At 49.4% G+C, this 22,014-nt stretch carries 22 protein-coding genes; 9 read left to right on the top strand and 13 right to left on the bottom strand.

Going from position 1 to position 22,014, the window contains the following annotated elements; translation table 11 throughout:
• Nucleotides 1-22 precede the first annotated feature (22 nt).
• The 12 genes from NNX04_RS18890 to NNX04_RS18835 all read right to left on the bottom strand — a co-directional run bounded on the left by NNX04_RS18890 (nt 23) and on the right by NNX04_RS18835 (nt 14,025).
• Nucleotides 23-2,536 (bottom strand): glycoside hydrolase family 95 protein, encoded by a 2,514-nt coding sequence (locus NNX04_RS18890; protein WP_261946806.1) that lies wholly within the window; start codon nt 2,534-2,536, stop codon nt 23-25.
• Nucleotides 2,537-2,685: 149 nt separating this feature from the next.
• Nucleotides 2,686-3,984, bottom strand: a complete 1,299-nt coding sequence (locus NNX04_RS18885; RefSeq protein ID WP_315973065.1) for a GDSL-type esterase/lipase family protein — start codon at nt 3,982-3,984, stop codon at nt 2,686-2,688.
• A 106-nt stretch (nt 3,985-4,090) separates the two neighbouring features.
• Nucleotides 4,091-4,939 (bottom strand): fumarylacetoacetate hydrolase family protein, encoded by an 849-nt coding sequence (locus NNX04_RS18880; RefSeq protein WP_261946805.1) that lies wholly within the window; start codon nt 4,937-4,939, stop codon nt 4,091-4,093.
• A 19-nt stretch (nt 4,940-4,958) separates the two neighbouring features.
• The gene (locus NNX04_RS18875) at nt 4,959-5,687 is read right to left on the bottom strand and encodes an SDR family oxidoreductase (RefSeq protein ID WP_007645856.1); all 729 of its coding nucleotides are present in this window, start codon (nt 5,685-5,687) and stop codon (nt 4,959-4,961) included.
• Nucleotides 5,688-5,697: 10 nt separating this feature from the next.
• A complete protein-coding gene (locus tag NNX04_RS18870; protein WP_007645855.1) occupies nt 5,698-6,927 on the bottom strand; it encodes a UxaA family hydrolase in 1,230 nt (409 codons plus the stop codon).
• The gene (locus tag NNX04_RS18865; protein WP_261946804.1) at nt 6,924-7,271 is read right to left on the bottom strand and encodes a UxaA family hydrolase; all 348 of its coding nucleotides are present in this window, start codon (nt 7,269-7,271) and stop codon (nt 6,924-6,926) included. Before NNX04_RS18865 ends, NNX04_RS18870 begins: the two co-directional genes overlap by 4 nt.
• A gap of 72 nt (nt 7,272-7,343) precedes the next feature.
• Entirely contained in the window at nt 7,344-8,411 is a 1,068-nt protein-coding gene (locus tag NNX04_RS18860; protein ID WP_261946803.1) for an aldo/keto reductase, read from the bottom strand.
• A 247-nt stretch (nt 8,412-8,658) separates the two neighbouring features.
• Nucleotides 8,659-9,465, bottom strand: a complete 807-nt coding sequence (locus NNX04_RS18855; RefSeq protein WP_007645852.1) for an IclR family transcriptional regulator — start codon at nt 9,463-9,465, stop codon at nt 8,659-8,661.
• Between the two features lie 55 nt (nt 9,466-9,520).
• A complete protein-coding gene (locus NNX04_RS18850) occupies nt 9,521-10,384 on the bottom strand; it encodes an amidohydrolase family protein (RefSeq protein ID WP_261946802.1) in 864 nt (287 codons plus the stop codon).
• Nucleotides 10,381-11,676 (bottom strand): L-fucose:H+ symporter permease, encoded by a 1,296-nt coding sequence (fucP, locus tag NNX04_RS18845; protein WP_261946801.1) that lies wholly within the window; start codon nt 11,674-11,676, stop codon nt 10,381-10,383. The genes NNX04_RS18850 and fucP overlap by 4 nt, the downstream gene beginning before the upstream one ends.
• 321 nt (nt 11,677-11,997) lie before the next feature.
• On the bottom strand, nt 11,998-12,924 hold the full coding sequence (locus NNX04_RS18840) for a substrate-binding periplasmic protein (RefSeq protein ID WP_261946800.1): 927 nt from the start codon (nt 12,922-12,924) through the stop codon (nt 11,998-12,000).
• 150 nt (nt 12,925-13,074) lie between these two features.
• Complete coding sequence (locus NNX04_RS18835) at nt 13,075-14,025, bottom strand: DUF4114 domain-containing protein (RefSeq protein WP_261946799.1); 951 nt, start codon at nt 14,023-14,025, stop codon at nt 13,075-13,077.
• 236 nt (nt 14,026-14,261) lie between these two features.
• Here NNX04_RS18835 and NNX04_RS18830 point away from each other — a divergent pair, with 236 nt between their 5' ends.
• A complete protein-coding gene (locus NNX04_RS18830) occupies nt 14,262-14,639 on the top strand; it encodes a DUF1304 domain-containing protein (RefSeq protein WP_007645839.1) in 378 nt (125 codons plus the stop codon).
• Here NNX04_RS18830 and NNX04_RS18825 read toward each other — a convergent pair.
• Nucleotides 14,636-15,667 carry a formylglycine-generating enzyme family protein gene (locus NNX04_RS18825; RefSeq protein WP_261946798.1) on the bottom strand — a complete coding sequence of 344 codons (1,032 nt, stop codon included), beginning with the start codon at nt 15,665-15,667 and terminating at the stop codon, nt 14,636-14,638. The two genes, NNX04_RS18830 and NNX04_RS18825, sit on opposite strands and share 4 nt — an antisense overlap.
• 260 nt (nt 15,668-15,927) lie before the next feature.
• Here NNX04_RS18825 and NNX04_RS18820 point away from each other — a divergent pair, with 260 nt between their 5' ends.
• The 8 genes from NNX04_RS18820 to NNX04_RS18785 all read left to right on the top strand — a co-directional run bounded on the left by NNX04_RS18820 (nt 15,928) and on the right by NNX04_RS18785 (nt 22,007).
• Nucleotides 15,928-17,862: a winged helix-turn-helix domain-containing protein gene (locus NNX04_RS18820; RefSeq protein ID WP_261946797.1), complete on the top strand. Its 1,935-nt coding sequence runs from the start codon at nt 15,928-15,930 to the stop codon at nt 17,860-17,862.
• 15 nt (nt 17,863-17,877) lie between these two features.
• Nucleotides 17,878-18,525 carry a hypothetical protein gene (locus tag NNX04_RS18815; RefSeq protein WP_261946796.1) on the top strand — a complete coding sequence of 216 codons (648 nt, stop codon included), beginning with the start codon at nt 17,878-17,880 and terminating at the stop codon, nt 18,523-18,525.
• A 98-nt stretch (nt 18,526-18,623) separates the two neighbouring features.
• Nucleotides 18,624-19,082 carry an MOSC domain-containing protein gene (locus NNX04_RS18810; RefSeq protein WP_261946795.1) on the top strand — a complete coding sequence of 153 codons (459 nt, stop codon included), beginning with the start codon at nt 18,624-18,626 and terminating at the stop codon, nt 19,080-19,082.
• Between the two features lie 88 nt (nt 19,083-19,170).
• Nucleotides 19,171-19,389: a DUF6500 family protein gene (locus tag NNX04_RS18805; RefSeq protein WP_040393622.1), complete on the top strand. Its 219-nt coding sequence runs from the start codon at nt 19,171-19,173 to the stop codon at nt 19,387-19,389.
• A 44-nt stretch (nt 19,390-19,433) separates the two neighbouring features.
• Entirely contained in the window at nt 19,434-19,949 is a 516-nt protein-coding gene (locus tag NNX04_RS18800; RefSeq protein WP_261946794.1) for a ribonuclease HI, read from the top strand.
• Nucleotides 19,936-20,220, top strand: coding sequence for a hypothetical protein (locus NNX04_RS18795; RefSeq protein ID WP_151056389.1), 285 nt, complete (start codon nt 19,936-19,938; stop codon nt 20,218-20,220). Before NNX04_RS18800 ends, NNX04_RS18795 begins: the two co-directional genes overlap by 14 nt.
• A 27-nt stretch (nt 20,221-20,247) precedes the next feature.
• Nucleotides 20,248-21,450 (top strand): sialidase family protein, encoded by a 1,203-nt coding sequence (locus NNX04_RS18790; protein WP_261946793.1) that lies wholly within the window; start codon nt 20,248-20,250, stop codon nt 21,448-21,450.
• Between the two features lie 65 nt (nt 21,451-21,515).
• A complete protein-coding gene (locus NNX04_RS18785; RefSeq protein WP_261946792.1) occupies nt 21,516-22,007 on the top strand; it encodes an arsinothricin resistance N-acetyltransferase ArsN1 family B in 492 nt (163 codons plus the stop codon).
• Nucleotides 22,008-22,014 lie beyond the last annotated feature (7 nt).

The raw sequence follows: 22,014 nt of genomic DNA, 5'->3' as shown, positions 1-22,014 counted from the left end.
TATTGCTAGCGCCTGTAAAGAGTTATTTAACCGCCCAGTAATAATCCCGCCCAGCCTGAGTGGGAACGTCTATCACATAGGTGTTTGCCAGCGACAATAATGGCATTACTTTGCCGGTATTTTTAAGCGGTGTTTTAATCTTCGCCCGGGCATAAAAGGGGTTGGGATTAGCTTTGGTGCCGCGTACTTTTTTAGTTTTAAAATCACTGACGGCAGGTAGCTCGCTATGAGTGCGCAAACGCAGGTTTCCGCCCAACCGCGAATGAATTTTTAGTTCGCGAATCTGGCCGTTAGCCCAGCGCATATCCACCACAAAACCGCCGCGCATTAGTAGCCCTTTTACCTCACCTTCGGGCCAGGCTTGCGGCAGAGCCGGCAATAAATGCACCGCGCCGTCGTGACTTTGCGCCAGCATTTCTGCCATGCCGGAGGTAAAACCGAAATTGCCATCAATTTGAAATGGCGGGTGCGCATCAAACATATTCGGGTAAGTACCACCACTTTCATTCACACTGCCATCGAGTGTCATGGCTGGGCTGATTTGTTCGCGTATTAATTTCAGTGCACGATCACCGTCCAATAACCGCGCCCACAAATTAATTTTCCAATTCATCGACCAACCGGTAGATGGGTCCCCGCGTTGCTCCATAGTCACACGCGCCGCGCTAAACAATTCAGGCGCTGTCAGCGGTGAAATTTGATTGCTCGGATAAAGCCCATAGAGATGGGAAACATGGCGATGTTTATCCTGCGGTTCATCCCAGTCTTCCAACCATTCTTGCAACTGGTGATGTTTACCAATTTGCATAGGCGGCAGGCGCGACAGGATTTTTTTCCACACTGGAATTTGCGTTTTGTCCTGCCCCAAAATTTCAGCAGCGGCAATGGTATTGGAGAGCAAATCAAATAGCAGTTGATTGTCCATAGTCACGCCAGCAGCGATTTTAACACCGGTTGCGGTAGGTGCATTTTCCGGTGACATGGAGGGCGAGACTATGAGCCACTTTTTGTCTGGTGATTCAATTAAAAAATCCTCAAAAAACGTGACGGCAGATTTCATTACCGGGTAGACATCCGCCAAATAGGTTTTATCGCCACTGTACAAATATTTTTCCCAAAGGTGTTGGCTTAACCAGGCATTACTCGTAGGCCAGGAGCCCCAAGTTTTATCTATGCCGCCGGTAATGCGCCAAATATCGGTATTGTGGTGCGCCATCCAGCCCCGTGCGCCATACATTTCTTTTGCAGTTTGCTGACCGGTCTGCGCCAACTCTTTTACCATTTGAATAAACGGTTCGTTTAGTTCATTTAATTGCGTAACTTCGGATGGCCAGTAATTCATTTCCGCATTAATGTTCAGCGTGTATTTGCTATCCCATGGCGGATCCATGCGATGATTCCAAATACCTTGCAAGTTCGTTGGTTGGCCGCCGGGTTGTGAGCCGGAGATCAGCAAGTAGCGACCAAATTGAAAATACAAACTTGCCAACTCCGGATCGTGGCGGCTGGCAAATAAACGAATGCGTTGATCGGTTGGCTCCTGCGCAAATTCACTCTTACCCAACTGCAACGCCACACGATCAAAATACTGTTTATAAAAATTGCTGTGTACATGCTTACGCGCGGTGTACTGATTATGGGTGAATTGGTTTTTGGCATTGGCGAGATAATTGCGCGCACGCGCCAACGCATCGCCACTGATGTCTTTATAATTGACAAAATTAGTCGCCATGGAGATTAAAATTAACGCTGAATCGGCATTATTTACCGCAATGCGATTATTGTTTTGGCTCAGGCTACCACCGCTTGTATTCACATCCACCAAGGTTGCGAGTTTGACCTGCCCTTTAATACCTTCGTGATCTTTGGACATACCCTGCATTAACAAGGTGTGATTATTTTCCTGCGCGAATTGCATAGTCGCCGGGTGAGATAAATGCGCGGTAAAACTGAGTTGACCAGGCTTGCTGGCCGACAACTTCACCACTATTACCTGATTCACAAACGAACTAAAAACTTCGCGGGTATAAACCACATCGCCCACTTGATAGCGCGTGGTCGCAATAGCTTTGCCTATATGCAGATCGCGATAGTAGTGACTAAATTGTTTATGCGCCGGAAATTCCAAATGCAAATTGCCCGCGGTTTGGTAAGGCATGCCGTTGGAGCCTTGGCTGGTAATTGTTTTTTCTGCCAACGCCTCTGCCGCAAGGTATTCACCCGCTGCAATTAAGCGACGAATCTCCGGTAACGACTCCAGCGCTTTGGGGTTTAGGTTATTGTGCGGGCCACCGGCCCAAAACGTATTTTCATTGAGTTGAATATTTTCGCGGGTCACACCACCATAAACCATCGCGCCCAAACGGCCATTACCCAGCGGCAAGGCCTCCTCCCAATGTTGGGCGGATTGTTCATACCAGAGTGTATGAGGCGACACCAAGGGTGAAGATGAAGCCAATGGCGATGACGCAAATACAGGCCCACTAAAACAGAAGATAATCAGGGTGATAAAAAAACATTCCGTGCGGAACTTCATAAAATACTCCCATACAGTTGATTGTCGTATTATTTCTGGTGCCGATAATTATTTTTATTTATCAAATTTATTTATTATTTTTATTTGTTAATTTTTATTTACCATTTTGTGTCACAAAAAAACGGCGCCCTGAGGCGCCGCTGTGGCAATTATTTCAATAATTTTTGCAGGTGGGGTTCAAGCGCTTCAGCCCACAGGTTGTAGCCTTTTTCATTGGGGTGCAGCAAGTCCGGCATTATGTCTTTGGGCAATACACCGTCTTTGGTTAAAAACACCGAGTTAATATCCGCAAAAAATACACGCTTGTTATCGGCGTAGTCTTTAATGATTGCATTCACGCCATTATTGATTTGACGCAAGCTGCCATCCGGATTTTCATCGCGCGGGAAAATGGCCAGCAACAATACTTTTGACTCCGGCAAACGCTGGTGCAATTCACCTAATATTTTTTTAATGCCCGCTGCGGTATAAGCAGGGTTTTCATGGCGGTGACCGGTATTATTGGTACCAATCATCATTACCACCAATTTTGGTGCCATATTTTCTACCGCACCATGCTGTAAACGCCAGAGTACGTTTTCGGTGCGGTCACCACCAAAACCAATCGCAAAGGCGTTGCGTTCGGCATAATGTTTTTGCCAAACCGGTGCGCCTTCTTTTTCCCAACCTTGGGTAATGGAATCACCGATAAACAACAAATCAATTTTTCCGCCGCTAACGGCAATGGCTTTGGCGTCTGCCAGTTTTTGTTCATGACGCGGCAACCACCAATCAATCGACCACCATTCATTTAACATACCCGGTGTAACCGATGCGGTTTTGTAATTGGGGCATTCATACAACGCAACTTTTTTAGGGGCCTTCGCCAGCAGTTGTACATTGGCAACAGCCACTTCACCTTTACCACCGACCTCTAACGCAAAGGGCATAGTGGTTGTACTGAAGTCATCTTGTTCTTGTGCAAAACAACTCAGCGGCACATACACCGTGCTCCACCCTTTGCCGCGCAATTCGCGCGCGGCCATGGTGAAGGGCACCACGCGATCACAATTTTCCGGCTTGCATTCCATTTTGAAAGAAACGCCGCCTTTTTCTAATTCATTAATTTTTATATCCAGTGCCAGCACACCGGTTTTCATCATCGCCGCCAGATTTAACGGCTTACCCGACTCCAACGTCATACCCGCACGCCAGGAATCTTTCCAGTTAAAAATTAGTGCGTCCGCTGCTTTGTCTTTTGCACCGACTTGCAATTGCACATCCCCCTTGGGGGTAACCGCAGTGGTGCCAGTGAATTTTTGTTGCTGCTCGGGGTTTTCAATAAATAATTGCCAACCGTTTAAGGGTTTATTTTTGTAGAGCGAAATATCGCTGGCTGCGCTAGCAGAAGTGGAAAAAATAGCGCCCGCTAATAAAAACATGCCGCTGAGTTGATGAAATTTTTTCATTATTAGCTCTCATGGTTTTTAATAAAGAGTTTATTTAGATTTTTATTTATTGAAGAAGAGAAGATCCCCCCTTGGCCCCATAGAAAAAAGAGCATGGGGGGATTTATCACTTCGCATTAACAACAACCTGCTTCTGCACACCCATACCTTCAATACCCAATTCAATCACATCGCCTGCGTTTAAATACACGGGCGGTTTTTGTCCGAGACCGACGCCGGGTGGTGTACCGGTGCTGATAACGTCGCCCGGTTGCAGGCTCATAAATTGTGAAAGGTAGTGCACTAAAAATTGGGGGCCAAATACCATTTGGTCGGTGGAACCGTTTTGAAAGGTTTTACCATTTACGGTGAGCCACAAATTTAAATTTAGCGGATCAGCAACTTCATCGCGTGTCACCAAATACGGGCCGATGGGGCCAAAGCTATCGCAGCCTTTGCCTTTATCCCACTGACCACCGGGACGCTCCAATTGAAAGTTGCGTTCCGAGACGTCGTTAATCACGCAGTAACCGGCGATATAATCCATCGCCTCATCCAACTCGATATAACTCGCGTGTTTACCTATGACGATGCCCAACTCCACCTCCCAATCGAGTTTGGTGGAGTTGCGCGGTTTGATCACATTGTCATTCGGGCCGGTAATCGCACTGGTTGCTTTCATAAACACCACCGGTTCCGATGGCACAGCTACACCTGACTCTGCCGCGTGGTCGGCATAGTTCAAACCGATGCAAATAAATTTACCGACGTTATTTACGCAAGGGCCAAAACGTGTGCCCTCTGGCACCAGAGGTAGGGACGAAAAATCCAGCGCGGCAATTTTTTGCAGCGCGGCATCGCTAATTGTTGCGCCGTTGATATCGGCAACTACGCCGGATAAATCGCGCAGTTGGCCATTGTTATCAACTACACCGGGTTGTTCCTGGCCGGGATTACCGTGACGAAATAGTTTCATTGTGTTAATTCCAAAAAAATTAATTACTCCAACCACCATCAATAATATTGATGGTGCCAGTGGTGAATGCCGATGCGTCGCTCGCCAAATAAAGCGCCAGCTCTGCCATTTCACGGGCAGTGCCTAAACGCCCCATGGGCTGGCGGGCGACAAAGTTTTTATAAGCTGCTTCGTAATCGCCCGTCGCGTGCAAACGCTGTTCGAGCGATGGTGTTTGTACTGTGCCGGGGCAAATTGCATTACAGCGCACACCCTGGGTGACAAAATCGGCGGCAACCGCTTTGGTTAAACCAATTACCGCCGCTTTGGTCATGCCGTAAGCGAAACGATTGGGTGCGCCTTTAATGGAACTGGCCACTGACGACATGTTGATAATAGAACCGCCGCCCCGCGCAAGCATGCCCGGTAAAAACGTGCGGATCATGCGATACATGGAAGTCACGTTTAAATCGATAGAAAAATTCCAATCTTTTTCATCGCAATCCAAAATAGTGCCGCTGTGCACATAACCGGCGCAGTTGAACAAAATATCGATGCCACCGACATGTTCACTGAGCTGTTGGATGTCGTCTTTTTTTAACACATCCAAACCATAAATTTCACAGCCAACCAATTCTTTTAGCGCCGCAACATTCACATCGGTGGCGATAACGCGCGCGCCTTCGGCGGCAAATAATTCAGCGCTGGCACGACCAATGCCCTGTGCAGCAGCGGTGATTAATGCAGTTTTACCTTCCAGTCTTTTCATCGTATTTGTCTCACACCATTTGTCGTACAGGCAAACAACTCGGCCCTATGGGTTCAAAGGCTTTGTAAGTCAGAATAAATTCCTGATGCCCTAAATCTTCCGACACACTGCGTTTACCCGACGCCACCGCAATAACGTTTTGCAAAATTTCTTCACCCACCTCGTCCAGTGTTGCTGCACCTTCCAAAATACGGCCGGCGTTGACATCCATATCACCTGCTAAACGACGATAGGTTTCCGGGTTGGCGCACACTTTTATCACCGGTGAAATCGCAGAGCCCACGACAGAGCCGCGCCCGGTAGTGAATAAAATAACGTGGGAACCGCAGGCAATTAATTCGATAATTTCCGCGTTATCGGAAATATTCGGAAAACCAAAACGCGGCTCGCCATCGGGTACCACATCCAATAAATACAAACCGCCTGCAGGAGGAATATCGCCCGGTTTAATTAAACCGCTAATGGGTGATGAACCGGATTTTGAATAGGCGCCCATGGATTTTTCTTCCATTGTGGTTAACCCGCCATCGGCATTGCCCGGCGCAAAACTGCCAAACCCCATCACGCGATAATAGTGTTCCGCTTTAGCGACACAGGCTTCAATTTCCGCACCCAGTTCCGGTGTAATGGCGCGCTCCGCCATGATGGTTTCGCAACCGATTAATTCACCGGTCTCTTCAAAAATACAGGTGGCATTGGCCGCGACTAATGCATCGAAGCAACGGCCAACGGCAGGGTTGGCACTAATGCCGCTGGTGCCATCGGAACCGCCACAAATAGTTCCCACAATTAATTCGTGTAAGTGCATGGGCACACGTGCAACGTTTGCGGCTTCAGTTTGTAAACGTTTTACCGCTGCAATCCCCGCATCAATCGTCGCTTTGGTGCCACCCACTTCCTGAATCACCAATAATTCTGCCGGGCGGCCGCTAGCAAGAATTTCACTTAATAATTTTTCGCGATTCATACTTTCGCAACCGAGCGACACCAATAACGCGCCGCCCACATTCGGATGGGTACACACCGCACGCATCATTTCATAGGCGTATTGATTGGGATAACAACCGGGGAAGCCGATGAGATGCACATCCATATCGTTAGCGAAATTTACAATTTTGCGGGTCACGTGATGGGCGCACTCAACCAGATAAGCCACTACAATCACATTGCGAATACCCTTGCGGCCATCGCTGCGCTGCCAGGCTAAAAATTCCGGGGGCGTGGTATGGGTGATACTCATGATTCACTCCTGTCTTTGTTCTGGCGCGAGCGGGTGTGACTGGGAATGTAATCACTTTTCATATTGTGCATATGTATATGTTCACCTTTAACGGCCGCAGTAACCATTGAGCCGATGGGTGCGCCGTAGCGATACACTTTTTCAGCCTCGACCAAATTATTGCGTGCAATTTTATGGCCCACCGCTATGTCGCTTGCGGCGCGAATTTTTTCACCGTCGATAATCAGTTCATCGCCGGTGTGAATTTGTTTTACACACACCAGAATGTTGTCGTTGGGGTGTAACAAAATAACGGGGGAAAGCGAACCTACACTCTCGCCAGTTACTGATCGGTTTTGTGTCATAACACCTGGTACTCACTGCGCGTAGTTAAATCAGCATGGTTAAATCGGCATGGTTAAATCGTTTATCGCTTGTTAAATGGGTATGGGGGCTGCGGGGTGAATCAGCTCCTGCCGACGCAACTGCTGCCAATATTCAACGGGAATTGGAGTGTTCATCCAGGCATTCGCCTGTTGTACTTCGGCAGGGTTGGCAAGCCCGGCCAGCACGGAACAAATTTGCGGATGCGCCGCCGGAAATTGCAGCGCGGCGGCAGCGAGCGGCACATTGAACTCTGCACCTACCCGTTCAAGTTGTGCCACACGATCAATAATGCTTTGGGGCGCGGTTTCGTAGTTGTAATAAACCGGCTGTTTGCCCGAGGCAACTGCAGGGGCGGTAACACCTGTGGCGAGAATACCGGAGTTAAAGGGGCCGCCCAGAATAACGGAGGCACCGCGCCGCGCGCACAGCGGCAGAAAAGTCTCGCAGGCCCCCTGCTCTAATAAGGTGTAGCGCCCGGCGAGTAAAAAGCCGTCGAAGTCGCCGTGGGTTAATGCCGCTTCACAAATTTGCCACTCGTTCGTGCCAAGCCCGATCGCCGTCACCTGCCCTGCCGCTTTTAACTCGCACATGGCGCGGTAGCCGCCCTCCATAAACTCGCGGAAGCGTACCGGGTGATCGGCGCCGTGGGTCAGCGGGCCTAAATCGTGGGCGAGCAGAATATCTACCTGTTCGCGCTGCAAGCGTTTCAGGCTGGCAGCGAAGGAGCGCATCACACCGTCGTAGCTGTAATCGAATACGGGCTCCAGTGCAGGTGCATCGGCAAAACCATGTCTTACAGTTTCTTTAGAGTTAGTTGGCACTAACAAACGGCCCACTTTGGTGGAGAGGATGATGCTTTCCGCAGCCCCTTCTCGACGCGCCAGTGCAGCCCCCAAACGGGATTCACTCAAACCAAAACCATAGTGGGGAGCGGTATCTATGTAGCTTATGCCTGAATCGAGTACAGCATCCACCGTAGCGTAGGCCTGTTCGTCGCTCTGGGGTTGATAGAGATTGCCAATAGGTGCAGCGCCAAAACCGAGGGACGAGAGACGCAAGTTGGTGTTGCCGAAACTACGCTTATCGCGGTTTTGGCTCATGTTATCTGGCAATGCCATGGTGAGATGTGCCCGTCTGTTTTTTATAATTGAAATGAAAACTGCTAATAAAAAAGATCTTATCCGATACGCTAAAAAAATCACATATGGTTAAACTGACTTTTTGATAAAAAGAGTAAACAAAAAGAGAGCGATAGCGGCTATCGCTCCCCAAAATTCATTAGTGAAAACAACCTGAAGCCACCAAATTCACAGGTAAAAACGCCCGCAACCTCCTGACTGGCAAGCGGATTAACGGGCGTGGCGACTAATCCATGAGCGCTTGGGCGATTTTGTCGGCTGCTTGCATGAGGCGCTCCAGTACACGTTCGGTACTGACCGCTTGGGCTTTAATATTGATAAACGGAATAATCAATACCGCTACCGCGCCATGCACACCAATCACCGGAACGCAGAAATCGGTCACGCCATCCACAAAATCACTGCTGAGTTGGATATACCCCTGGGACACGCCCCGACGCGCCTTGGCCAAAAACCGCTCGATACGCTCCAGATCCACCGTCGCCGACAACTGTGGCAACCAGCTGGCCTGGGCATCGGGGGAGGCAAAACCGTAGAGCAAAGCACCGGAATTGGTATCGATCAAACGGCGGCGATAGCCCACACGCACCGAAAAACCCAGATCCATGGGGCTTTCCTGACGGGCGATAACCACAATCTGGTCGCCCGAGGGAACCACCAAATGACAGGACTGCCCCAGCTCGCGGCAGAGTTCTTTCATCGCGGGCAAGGCTACTTCCAGCAGGGTTTTTGCCGTGCCTTGGGAAATACCCAAGGTGAATAGTTTGTTGGTGAGCATGTAGCCATCGCGCCCATCCGTCATTTGCGCGATATAGCCGCGATACTCCAGCGCCAACACCATGCGAAACAGCTCGCTCACCGAGCGGCCCAAGTGGGTTGCCATCTGTGAAGTGGTGAGTGGGGACGGGCTGCGCGCCAGCAGCTCCAAAATATCCAGTCCCTTTTCCAGTGCTGGTGCGCGATATTTACGCTCGGCATCCTCTGCCAATTCGTGCTCCAGTTGGTCTGCCGCGTTGCTCATTGTTGTTGTCATAGCGATTTACCCATTTTTAGTTTTAGTGATTTATGGTTTTTTGTGATTTATGTTTTTAGTTGAGGCGATAAAAACGCGAGCTGGTACTGCTAAAAATGCCTTCCAACTCTTCCGGTGCGCAACCGGATAAAGCTCTGCGCACCAACGCCAACCAGCCGCTATAGCTGGCCCATTGGGGATTGGCCGCCACACCCAGTACCGGCCAATCGCTGCCCCACATCAACCGCTGCGCTCCAAACTGCGCATATAGCCAGGTGATGTAGCGGGCAAGCAGTGCAGGCTCCTGGCTAGCCCCCGCCTCGGTGGGCAAGCCAGAAACTTTGCAATACACATTTGGTAACGCCGCCAGCTTCGCCATGGCGTCACACCAATCAGGTGCCAGCTGATTACTGGCCGCAACAGGCGGTTTGGCTGCGTGGTCTATCACCAGCGGCAGTTCCGGATGGCGCCGTGCAAACTCGTACACAAAGGGCAAGTGGCGCGTATAGACCAGCGCATCCAGGGCCAGTTGGTGCTGCTTCATGGCCGCCAGCGCTGGTTCCAATTCCGGGCGCAGAATCCAGTTGTCCTCGGCGAGCGCTTGCAACATAGGCCGCAGGCTACGCAATTTGGAAGCCTGTCCCGTCGCCGATGGTTGCATTAATTGCGCAATGCGGGCCGGTGCCGTGGGCGAGGCTAAATCCACCCAGCCCACAACGGCCTTGATAAAGCCAGACCCGGTTGCCAGTTGCAGCAGGTAATCGGTATCCGCATCACAGGTTTGGGACTGCACCAGCACCGACCCCGAAACCCCTGCCGTGCGGGCAATACCCTCGAACTCGGGCAGGTGGTGGTCGCGATAAATCGCGGGCAAATCCGGCGTTGGCCAAACACAGCCATGGGAGCCCAATTGCCACAGGTGATGATGGGCATCAATCACTGGCCCAACTCCGGTTTTGCCAGGGGTTGATCGGCCACTTCCAGCCGGTCGCGCTGGCGCGCAAAAGCGGCGATCACCACAAAACAAAACAGCGGGATTATCACCGCCAGATGAATGGAGCTGAGGTCTGAGATCAACCCCATCACGGCGGTCAGTACCGCGCCGCCAATAATGGCCATCACTACCAGCGATGAACCTGCTTTTGCCAATCCTCCCAGATTTTTAACGCTCAACGCAAAAATAGTGGGGAACATAAGCGACATAAAAAAGCTGGTCGCCACCAGTGCGAGCAAGCCGCTGTAACCGGGGGCCAAAATGGCGTAGGCGCAGAGCAACACATTGGTGAGGGCGTACAGCCACATTAACCAGGCGGCGCGGCAGCGCGACATCAGCGCCGTTGCCACAAACCGGCCAATCATAAACAACACCAGCGATGCCATGAGGTAATTCGCGAGGGTTTTCTCACCGGTGCCGGGCATGGTCTCCTGCCCGTAGCGAATCAAAAAACTCCAGATGCACACCTGCGCTCCCACGTAAAAAAACTGGGCGGTCACGCCAAACATAAACTGGCCATTGCGCAACAGGGTTTTGTAGTCCGCCCAGCCACCAATGTCATCCTGGGTCCGCTGGGTGGCGATGCGCGGGAACTTAACCCACAGCACTAATAGCGCCCACACCACGACCACCACTCCCAATACCAGATAAGGTCCCTGCACTGCCTGGGCTTCGCTGCTGTAAAACTGCTCCAGTTGCAACGCACTCATGGCGGCCAGCTCATCGGCAGTGGGTTCATGGCCGGAAAAAATAAACTCGCGGCCAATATAAATCCCCGCAATACAACCAAAGGGGTTAAATGACTGGGCAAAATTCAGGCGCCGCTCCGCCGTGGCCGGGTCGCCCATCGCCACAATTAAGGGGTTGGCGGAGGTCTCCAAAAACGCGAGGCCGCTGGCAATCACAAACAGCGCCAGCAAAAACAGGCTGTATTCGCGCAGTTCTGCCGCCGGGTAAAACATAAACGCGCCCATGCCGTACAGCAGCAAGCCAAAAACGACAGCGGCTTTGTAGCCGAAGCGCTTCATCCACAGCGCGGCGGGAATGGAAAACACAAAATAGCCGGTATAAAACGCGGATTGCACTAAACCGGCCTTAAAGTCCGAGAGGGTAAACAGCTTTTTGAAATGGGTGATGAGTATGTCGTTAAGGTTGTTCGCCATGCCCCATAAAAAAAAGAGGCTGATAATTAATACCAAAGGCAGCAGCACCTGGGCCGCTTTGGGCGTTGTATTCATCTTTGCTCCACTGGCGGCACTTGAGTGCAACCACTTATTCATTATTAGGATGGAGATGGCTCGCCGAGCCGCGTTATGACTATCACTGTGACTATGGCATTTGTTTGCTGCAAACCGGACAAGCCTGTTTACGAGCAAAACACAGTTCATATTTAAAACATACTAGCATAGAGTCAAATAAACCATAACGCTTTTTACGCGATGATATGCCTGCAGCAAAATCAATACAACCGGAACCGTGGGGAAAGGAAAATTAGCGGCAAACAGAAAGGAAAGCTGGCCCAACTCCACGCCGTGAATCAGGCCAGTTAACGAGCGGAATTATTCTGTCAGGTCAGGCTCAGCAACCACCTCATCCGCAGGCGTGGGCGCTGGTTTTTTTAAGGTATTGATATCAAACCACAACTCGGCCCGATCCAGGGGTGTCTCTTTGGGCAGGGTCGGGTTGTCGATCATAAAAGCGATGCGGTCGTGCAAATTTGCCTGCTCGATCGCCGAGCGCACAATCGGATGACGGAAAAACACTTCGTTAAAACTGCCATCGGCAATCGCACGATTCAAACCCAGCTCCAAATCTGCTGCCAGCTTGGTATTGCCGTGTTTGGTAAAAAAATACAGCGGCATGCGGTAGACCAGCATGATGCGCTTCTCTACCGTCAGCGGCAGGTTTTTATTGGTCTCCAGCTCGGCCCAAGGCTCTTGCACACCACGTGGGAAGGCATCAAACCGGTCGCCATCCAGCATATAAAACAAACTGGGGTACTTGTTGGTGCGAATGACCTTGAGGCCATTGCTCTCCAAAATGCCCGAATCCGCCCAGGTAGTGCCCTGCCCAAAAGTAAACTTTTTCAGGTCATCAAAGGTTTTCACCTGATCAAAACGGGCCTGTGACTCGGGTTTGATAATAAAAATGCGGTGCCCAAGTAAACCGCGATAAAGCGGAATCCGAATCGGCAGCAGCATTTCTTCCATCTCGATATTGGTTGCCGCCCAGAGTAGATCCATCCGGCCAGAGGCCACATCATCCATATTGCGTGCCTGGGTTACCGGGGTGTTATCCACCTTCAGTTCATAGCGGGTGTCCGTTTTGCTCAGCGCCAGGTTGAGTATTTCCATGACATAACTGGCATTGCCATCGGCCGCGCCATTAACACGAATAATGTTAGGTTGGGCGCTGAGTGGCGACGCAAGAAACGCGGAGGTTATTAGAGAAGCTGCAATTAGCTGGCGAACAAAAGATCTAGTCATAAAAAAACCATGCCGGGGTTGTGTGGTCTGAGCCAAGGCTCAATTTATCATATTTATATTTTAATATAGAGCATAAAAAGGCTGGCGTAAAAAAACCAGCCGTTACGCTGGTTTTTAGTTTAGACCTTCTTGCTGGGTTTCGCGCCCCAATCAGGACAACCGGCGCGCAGAACGGCGGCGCCAAAACCATGCCCCCAGCAGCACCCCAAACAATGGCAAGGTGGCCGGTTCACTCACCACCAGTGGCGGCAGGGGGATATCCACACTCACCCCCTCAAACAAAAAGACGTTGTCGTTGAAGTCGCGGTCGCCGCCGCCCCAAATATCTTCAAAACCCACCAGAAAACGATTGCTGCCCAGGTTCAGCACCTTGGTGTGCACCTGTCCGTCATTCCAGCCATTGTTGTCCTGGTTATTAGCAGCGGCGCCGCTGAAAAAATAGTTGGTATTGGGGTAGTGAATATTGTCCGCGTTGTAATGCAGCACCAGCGCCTGCAGGCCAAAAATCAAACTGTCACCCACCGCCAAACCGGAGATCACCCGCGATTGCCCAAGGTTATCGGGCACACAGCTATTACCCGCTTTCGCTTCGGCATATTCACAGCCGCCACGGGTTTCAAACAGTTGATTACTGGCATTCACCGGGTTAAAAGTCCCCAGGTTATTGGTGCCACCAGTGGCGTAGATAGGGTCCCAAAACGCCGTGCGATCCAGCAGGTCGGTGCCCTGTTGCGCCAGAAACAATACCGAATTGCGCGCCGCACCAGTACCTAAAAAAGTCACCCGCACCGATTCAGACGCCGCCGCCAAACCGGCACCGACATTGTCTTGCAAGGGCGCGTTTTTGAATTGCCCGAGAATGCTTTCATCGATATTAAAGCGACTGTCGCCATTGCCGAGGGTATAGCGGGAAAACCATTCATTGGTACCGGGAGTCGCACCGGGAGTGGCGATGATCTGATAATCCGCCGTCGCCCCCGACCAACCACTGCCGTTGGTACTGGCATCCTGCAGGCCGCTAATACTATAAGCCTGAGTCGCCACGCTGATGAGCGATAGACCCGCCGCGATAAAAGCTGAATAAAGGGATGTGTTACGCATATAACTGTTCGTTAGCCTCTTGCCGTAATTTATGGTTATTGGTTTGTTTAAAAAACAACCCGCAAACTATCACGCCAAAAAATGTGAAGCCATCGAGGTTTCCATGAATACGAATGCAATCTCAGCCCCAAAACGAAGCGGCCAGATTAGTCAGATTTATTCACCGCATTTCATCAGCAATCGGCTAGGGTTATAGTCACCACCACACCCGAATCCCACAGTTCCGGAGCGTTTCCATGACCTCATTGCTCGCCCTCAGCGCCAACATTCTGATCGCCGCCATCGCCCTGCTGCATATTTATATTCTGGTGCTGGAAATGTTTCTGTGGGAAAAACCCGCCGGCCTGCGCGCCTTTCGCAACAGCCCCGAAAAAGCAGCCGCCACCCGCGTGCTCGCAGCGAACCAAGGTTTATACAACGGCTTTTTAGCGGCGGGATTAGCTTGGGGGTTGTGGCTGGGCGATGCTGGGCTACACCTTAAAATTTTCTTTTTACTCTGTATTGCCATCGCCGGTATTTACGGCGCACTGACCGCCGCGCGCAAAATTATTTTTATCCAAACTGTGCCAGCGGTAATTGCGCTGGCACTTCTGGCACTAGCGGTAGTTGTTTAACTCCGAGTTACTTGGCGCAGGGCTTTTTGAGCCTTACTCAGCTCGCGCTTGAACTGTTTGTTACGTTTGCGCTGTTCGGGGCTGGGCTTTGCGCAGCTATCTTTATTCGGCATATCTTCGGCGATACGAAACCCCTCCAGCGCGCCGATAAAATCGATACTCCAGGGCGAGCGCTGGGTCATTGCAAAGGGCGCCCAATGCCAGGAGCCACCGCGAATCATGCGCTTGGTGCAATCGCCCGTCATACGTGCTGAGGCATCCTTCGCATCACCGGGGTACGTTTCGTTGGCGCAATCGCGGGTAAATTCGTTGATATTGCCAATCATGTCATGCAGGCCAAAGGCATTGGGCTGGTAAATACCCACCACACTGGCATAACCGCTTTTATCATCGCAGGCCAAGACCCCCACATGGTCTTTGGATTCCAAGCCATCGTAATCGCGCTTGATCGCTGCCTCGGCCGCTTGATCAGCGGTATTGGCAAACGCACAGGCTTGTGTTGCCTCTTCACCCCAGAAGTAAGTGCTGGTTGTACCGGCACGCGCCGCATATTCCCATTCCACTTCACTCGGCAAGCGATAACTTCTACCAGTCTCTTTGCTCAACCATTCCACATAAGCTTGGGCGGCATCCCAACCGATACAAGTAACTGGTTCAAACTCACTCGCTGAATGTTTGTTTTTGGCCCAGCTGCCGGGGCGTTTGGCAAACCACTTTTGGCTGTCCATTTGCTGGCAGCTGGTGGGCGCGGGGTAATTAGTAGCGGCAATAAACTGGCCAAACTCTTTCACCGTGACTTCGTACTTACCCATGCGAAAGGGTTTGATGGGCAAGGTCGCTATTTGTGTGCCGGTACTCACCACCGTGCCATCTTTTTGGGTGGTAGTCTTGGGGTGCAGGGTGAGTTGCCCGGCGGGCACATCCACCATGATGGGCTCAATCAAACCATCGGCCGCCCACAATAAATGGCTCTGGCTGGCGATAAGTAAAACGGGCAGACGTTTAAGACAAAATCCTACAAGTGACATAAATCGAATCCTTAACCGGGAAATTAATTGCGAAAGCGCCCAGCCTTCAAGCAAGCGCGTGACCATGCCGACACAGCGGCACTGCTGGCGATTTGAGCAAGGCACTCGCGCAAAATCCTATTAATTTCCTGATTTTGTCCTTTTATAGAAAAACTATAGATTTTTTAGCTGCGCCTAACACCAGCGCCTACCGCGCCCAGCGCAAAAACCGGTGTAAACTCCCGCGCACTAACTCCTACTAATAAGATGTTGTATTGCCCGTGGACTATTACTTTACTAACGCCCAATTCAATCAGTTTCAATTTAATGACCAGAGCTTATTGCTACTAAAAGATGGCCAAGCACTGGCCGTTCGCAATAACGAAGCAAAACTGCTCGCGTTTTTTTTGGCCAGTCCGCAGCAGGTATTTAGCAAAGATGCGATTCTTGAAAGTGTGTGGGCGGGCAAGGTGGTCTCGGAACAAGCCGTGTTTCAAGCGATTAGCAACTTGCGTTCAATCTTTGGCGATGGGGCGATCAAAACCTTTCCCAAAAAAGGTTATCAATGGCAAATCGATTTACAGCAGGCGCCGTCAGCTACAAGCCCAACATCTAATCCAACATCACCCCTAACAACAGCGGAACCAACGACGACAACCAGCAGTAAACATCCTCGCCACCAATTGTGGCTCTGGTTGTGCGCCGCACTGCTACTGCCGGGTTTACTCTTTACTCTGCTACTAAATCTCTCGGTGGGAGACGACACGGTTCCCATCCCGATCATTGTGCAGCCCTTTGTGCTCGACACTCAGCACACCGGCGCACCCAACCTTGCCCAGCAAATGCACGACGCCGTGTTTGAACAAATTAATAGCCAAGCGGCGCTGGTGGCGCATTTACCCCCCGCGCATTATTCACCCGCACAAATTGCCGCTGAACCTGCACATTATTTACACCTCTACCAACAAACCATCGCCGCTAATCTATTAGTGAGTGGGCGCACTCGACAGCTAGGCGACCAGTTAATTCTGTCGCTGGTGATACAGGGTCAACAAAACCAGTGGAGGGGTTATTTAATGGCGAGCAATGCCACTGCTTTAGCGACTGAGTTGCACAGCCTGTTGCACAAAATTGCACCTATGAAAGTGCTCTGGGAGAGCCGCGATTTACGGTTGATCAACGCCCAACTGCAATTACTCTACAGCGAAAACCCCGGCAACCTGACCATGCTCTACCAGCTGATGAACAACTCACTCTATTTAGGCGATGTCGATCAAGCCCGCCTGCACGCCCAGGAACTGGAACAGCAAGCACTGACTACCCAGAATCTGCCCTATCAAGCACTCGCTATACGCGCCCAGGCTCTGGCGAATTTGGATCTGATCGATGCGCCCCGCTACATCGCCCTGCTGGATAAATCCCACGCTCTGGCGACAGAATTTAACGACCCGATTTTGGAGAGCCAGATACTGGAGTTCTACACCTATATTTATCACCGGATGAAAAATTTTGATTTGATGGAGAAAAATTTACTGACGGCCCTGGCCTTGGCCGAGGCCGCACAAGCACCGGAACAGCAAGCACAGGTACTGCGACTGCTATCCATTTTTAGTTATAAATTAGACCGCGCCGACAAACGCGATGAGTATCTTGCACGCGCACACGCTATTTTGGATCAACACCAATTCCCCAGTGAAAGCTACGCACTGCTGGAAGATATTGCAGGCATGTTCACGAGTGACCAAAGCCAAAAAGAATATTTTTTCTGGCAGGCACTCAACCGCTTCAGCCCCGAGCAAGAAGCCTGGGTAAAAGAGCGCGCGCAGGAGCATTTAGTCGACCTCTATATCGAGCAACAGCGCTGGCAGGACGCCTTTGCAGTATTTGCCAAAGAAACTCACTTTTCCGGCGCCGAACTTTTTTATCAAGCCCTAATTCACTTTAACCAAAACAACTTTGCTCTGGCCCAAACCCAAGCCGAAGCTGCCTTTAAACAAGCCAATATCAGCGGCGAATACTCCGCCGCACTGGAAGCAGCAGTATTACTGGCGCAACTGCACAAACAATTTACCCAGCCGGATCTGCAAAAAACCTATATGGAATATATAAATAAAAATGCCCTACCCTCCTGGAAAAAAAGCAAAGCGAAGGTATTAGCGGAGCTGGATGTTAAACCCGAACCTAAGGGCGAATTTGGAAAACCAGAAAACAACTAATGTGTAACCAATGATATGAAGCAGGAAGATAAACGACTGAATCGTCTGATAAATTTTGATTTTATAAACATGGAGCAATTTATGAGAATAATACTAGCGTTAGCAAGCATGCTTATCTGCGCATTAGCAAGCGCAGAACCACTACCCAAGCCATGGTATCAAACAAACCTGGAGCTGTACGAAAGTGGAGTTTTGATAACGGATGACGCACAAAAAAATAAATTCGGTTATCTAAAATCAAAAAATGAAATTTCACAACACGCAAGCAAGGGAAACATTTTACAGAATGTATCCCCACCACAAGAATGGCTCGGGCGAAGAATTAGACTTACGGCTCTAATTAACACTAAAACACTCTATGGTTCAGCCAATATTTTCATGAGTATCGATCACGGTGATGGCTATAAAACATCTGACATACAACCTTTAAACAAAACCACTGAAAACTCTGACTGGGAAAAATTTTCTATTGTGCTAGACATGCCCCAGAGCCGTAGTGCAGAAATACTTTTCGGGATCAGTTTACATGGTAAAGGAGAGATTTACTTTGATGACTTTAAGTTTGAGGAAGTTGGTTACGATATTGAAACAACAGGTGAAACTAAAGAAAGAAGCAAAAAGGGGTATCCAGCTAATTTAAATTTTGAAGGTAACCAAAAATAGTAAGCGAATGTAGTAAAAAATTAATACCCGCGCTACACAGCTTATCGCAACATACCACTTACAAACTACAGTTGAACACAACATCATAGAGGGAAACCATGATTGAGGAAATCTATATAGCGCCATCTCGGGGAGCTGATCAGTTCCAGTTGAGTATCGCTGAACTAGTGCAAGGAAAGGGAATTATAGGTGATCGAAATTTCGATAAATCTAACTGGCCCGGACAAAATATTACGTTTATAGAAATTGAGGAAATAGAAAGCTTTAATCGAGCATTTAATAGAAGCATAAAATCTTCGTCCACGCGTAGAAATATCATTACCCGAGGCATTCGTTTAAATGAACTCGTTGGAAAGACATTTATAATAGGTGAATGTCGTTTCAGGGGTATTGAGTTATGCGAGCCATGTTCCATTTTGGGTGAGATTCTTGAAACCCCGTCCATGAAAAAACATGAAGCTATTAGAGCTTTTGTCAAAAAGGGTGGATTGAGAGCAGACGTATTATCTAGCGGCACCATCTGCGTCAATATGGAAATAACTCAAGAAGCACTATAAATGCATTAATTTAAAGCCCCCCTTAGCAAGTAGCCCGCATACCTTTAGACTCCAACACCCCCTTACCACTTCGAGAAAACTTATCGTCATGCGACCAGAACTGAGATCCAAAATTATAGAGGTGTGCGACAAAAAGATCGCCAGCAAAGGTGATGGGGTGGGTGTTTCATTTTATGCGTTCTTCGCCAATAAAAATGACAACTCTGAGTTGCTAATGGAAGCGGCTACCTGGTGGATTAAAACCCACAAATTAGATCACTTCGTTAAAGCGCATAAAATTAAAGAAATGGTGCAGCGCAATTTGTGAGCAAGGCTTGATAAACAACTACTGATGCCAGTGAGCCAACACAAATGCCCAACTTAATGTTATTTACCGATGGCAGCGTGGATACCAAAACCCGGGTTGGTTTTGGGGCATACCTTGCGGTTGAGAATATCGATTCACCACTTTCTGATTTACTCGCCACGGTGAAGGTAAAACCGTTTGAAAATACCTCGTCCACCAGACTGGAGTTGCAAACCCTGTTGTGGGCAATGGATGAAATACTGTTAGCCAATACCGAACAAACACAGCAGGTAATGATTTATAGCGATTCACAAAACATAGTGGGTTTGCCGGCGCGACGTACTGGTTTGGAGCAGCGGGATTATTGTGCGAACTCGGGTAAACGGCTGAATAATGCCGACCTTTACCAGCAGTTTTATGGGATGATGGATCGCTGCGCCTGCACGCTTATTAAGCTGGATGGACATAAACCGGCGCGAGAAAAAGATACGTTAGATAAAGCATTTGCATTAGTCGATAAAACATCCCGCGCTGCCTTGCGCCACTTTAATCACCCGAGAATGGATTATGAATTTAGATAAATCAAAAAAACGTATCGCCAAAAGAGCCAAAATGGGATTTCAAGGTTACCCAAAAATATCATTAACTTACTACGGTAAAACCACCAGCCATGCCGATGAAGTGGCGATAGAGTTTGTATTAGAGGAAGGCGCCGATACTCAAGTGGAACGCTTCTCCAGCAAAATAGATGCACGTGAGGATGAAGTTATTCAATCGGCGATTGTAAAAATGATCGAGCGCTCAGAAGCGAAAACGGTGGTGCAAGTGGATGGGGTTTTGATTGTTGCCTGATTAATGCTAAACAATGGAAATATCGAAATGAATTATGTTGTTGCCGGTTTTTTACTTTTTCTGCTTACTGCTTGCTCACTGCAATCCAGCACTGCGACGAATGACACAAAAACAAACAGTACCGAAACAAATATTGCAGTACTGCAAGTGGCAAATAACGTATTTGATCAATCCCAGCCAAATACCTTGGGTTTGCAAAAACCGGCGCAAATAGCACATCACTTGGTATTTAAAGCCAAAGCCGGCAGCGCGCAATATAATCACGGCGCGGTGTTGTTTGCATTTAACGGCGAATTATTTATTCAGTGGCAAAGTTCGCAGCAGGATGAAGATGCACCTGAAACCAAAATTCTGTACAGCCGTAGTAGCAACGGCAATAACTGGAGTGAGCCGCAACAATTAGTTGCGGCGCGCACTGATGCGTTGTTGACTAACGGTGGCTGGTGGCGTTATGGCGATACATTAGTGGCATTTATTAATGTGTGGCCACAGGGCTTGCAACCTAAAGCGGGTTATGTGGAATACATTACCAGCCGCGATGGCAACCATTGGTCTAAACCAAAACCGTTGCTGGACTACGCCGGTAAACCGGTGGCAGGTGTTATTGAGCAGGATTTAAAACAATTACCCAACGGCAGAATTCTCACCGCAATTCATCATCAACCCGGTTTAATTGCCAAACCGTTTTATACGGATGATGCAACAGGGCTTAGTGGCTGGACGCAAGGCGAGATGGAAAACTTGCCACATCAACCGGGTATAAGCCGCGAGTTGGAACCCAGTTGGTTTTTAACCAAACAACTAAAACAACAGCAGCAACCGGTGATGGTATTTCGCGATCAAGGCAGCAGCTTCACCTTGTTGGCAGCGCGCAGTAACGACAACGGAAAAACCTGGACCAAACCCACCGCCACCAACATGCCCGACTCCCGCGCCAAACAAAGCGCAGGCAACCTACCCGATGGCCGCGCTTTTTTAATTAATAACCCCAGCGGAACCAAAAACCGCGCACCTCTCACCATTACTTTAAGCAGCGACGGTCAACTGTTTGATAAAGCCTACCTGCTGCGCAGCGAATCCGAATTACCACCCATGTTGTATGCAGGAAAATACAAACGCACCGGCTACAGTTACCCCAAAAGTATTGTATGGAATAACCGTGTATGGGTGAGTTATGCGGTCAATAAAGAAGATATTGAAGTGACTTCAATGGCGGCGGAAAATTTATAAAATAACAATAGAAAAAAGATGTCCTCGCATAGATTTCAACAACAGTCGCCCTATGGAATAGAAAAATGCATATTCGCCCCTATGAACCGAAAGACGCCGAAAAAATCTGTGGGATTTACAACTATTACATCAGCAATACCGTGATTACGTTTGAAGAAACACCGCTGACAACATCGACAATGGCGAGCCGGATAGCCGCGTACACCCAGGAGTACCCTTGGTTGGTGTGCGAGGTCGATGGCGAGGTGATGGGTTATGCTTACGCGACCAAATGGAAAGAGCGCGCGGCCTACAAGAACACCGTAGAGGTGACGATTTATTTGGCAAACGGTTTGGCGCGCAAAGGTTATGGGAAAGCGCTTTATGCCGCGCTGCTCGATGAGTTAAAACAATTAAATTGTCATGTTGTTCTTGGCTGTATCGCCTTACCCAATGAAAGCAGCGAACAACTACATGAATTTTTTGGCTTTAAAAAAGTCGCCCACTTTTCCGAAGTGGGCCGCAAGTTTGGCCAGTGGCTTGATGTGGGTTACTGGCAGAAAATAATTAACCAATAAAAATTAC

Origin of the sequence: Cellvibrio sp. QJXJ, assembly GCF_024452345.1 — a bacterium.
Lineage (GTDB): Bacteria > Pseudomonadota > Gammaproteobacteria > Pseudomonadales > Cellvibrionaceae > Cellvibrio.
The sequence above is the reverse complement of the archived record's forward strand: the minus strand, read 5'-3'. Positions and strand labels throughout refer to the sequence as shown.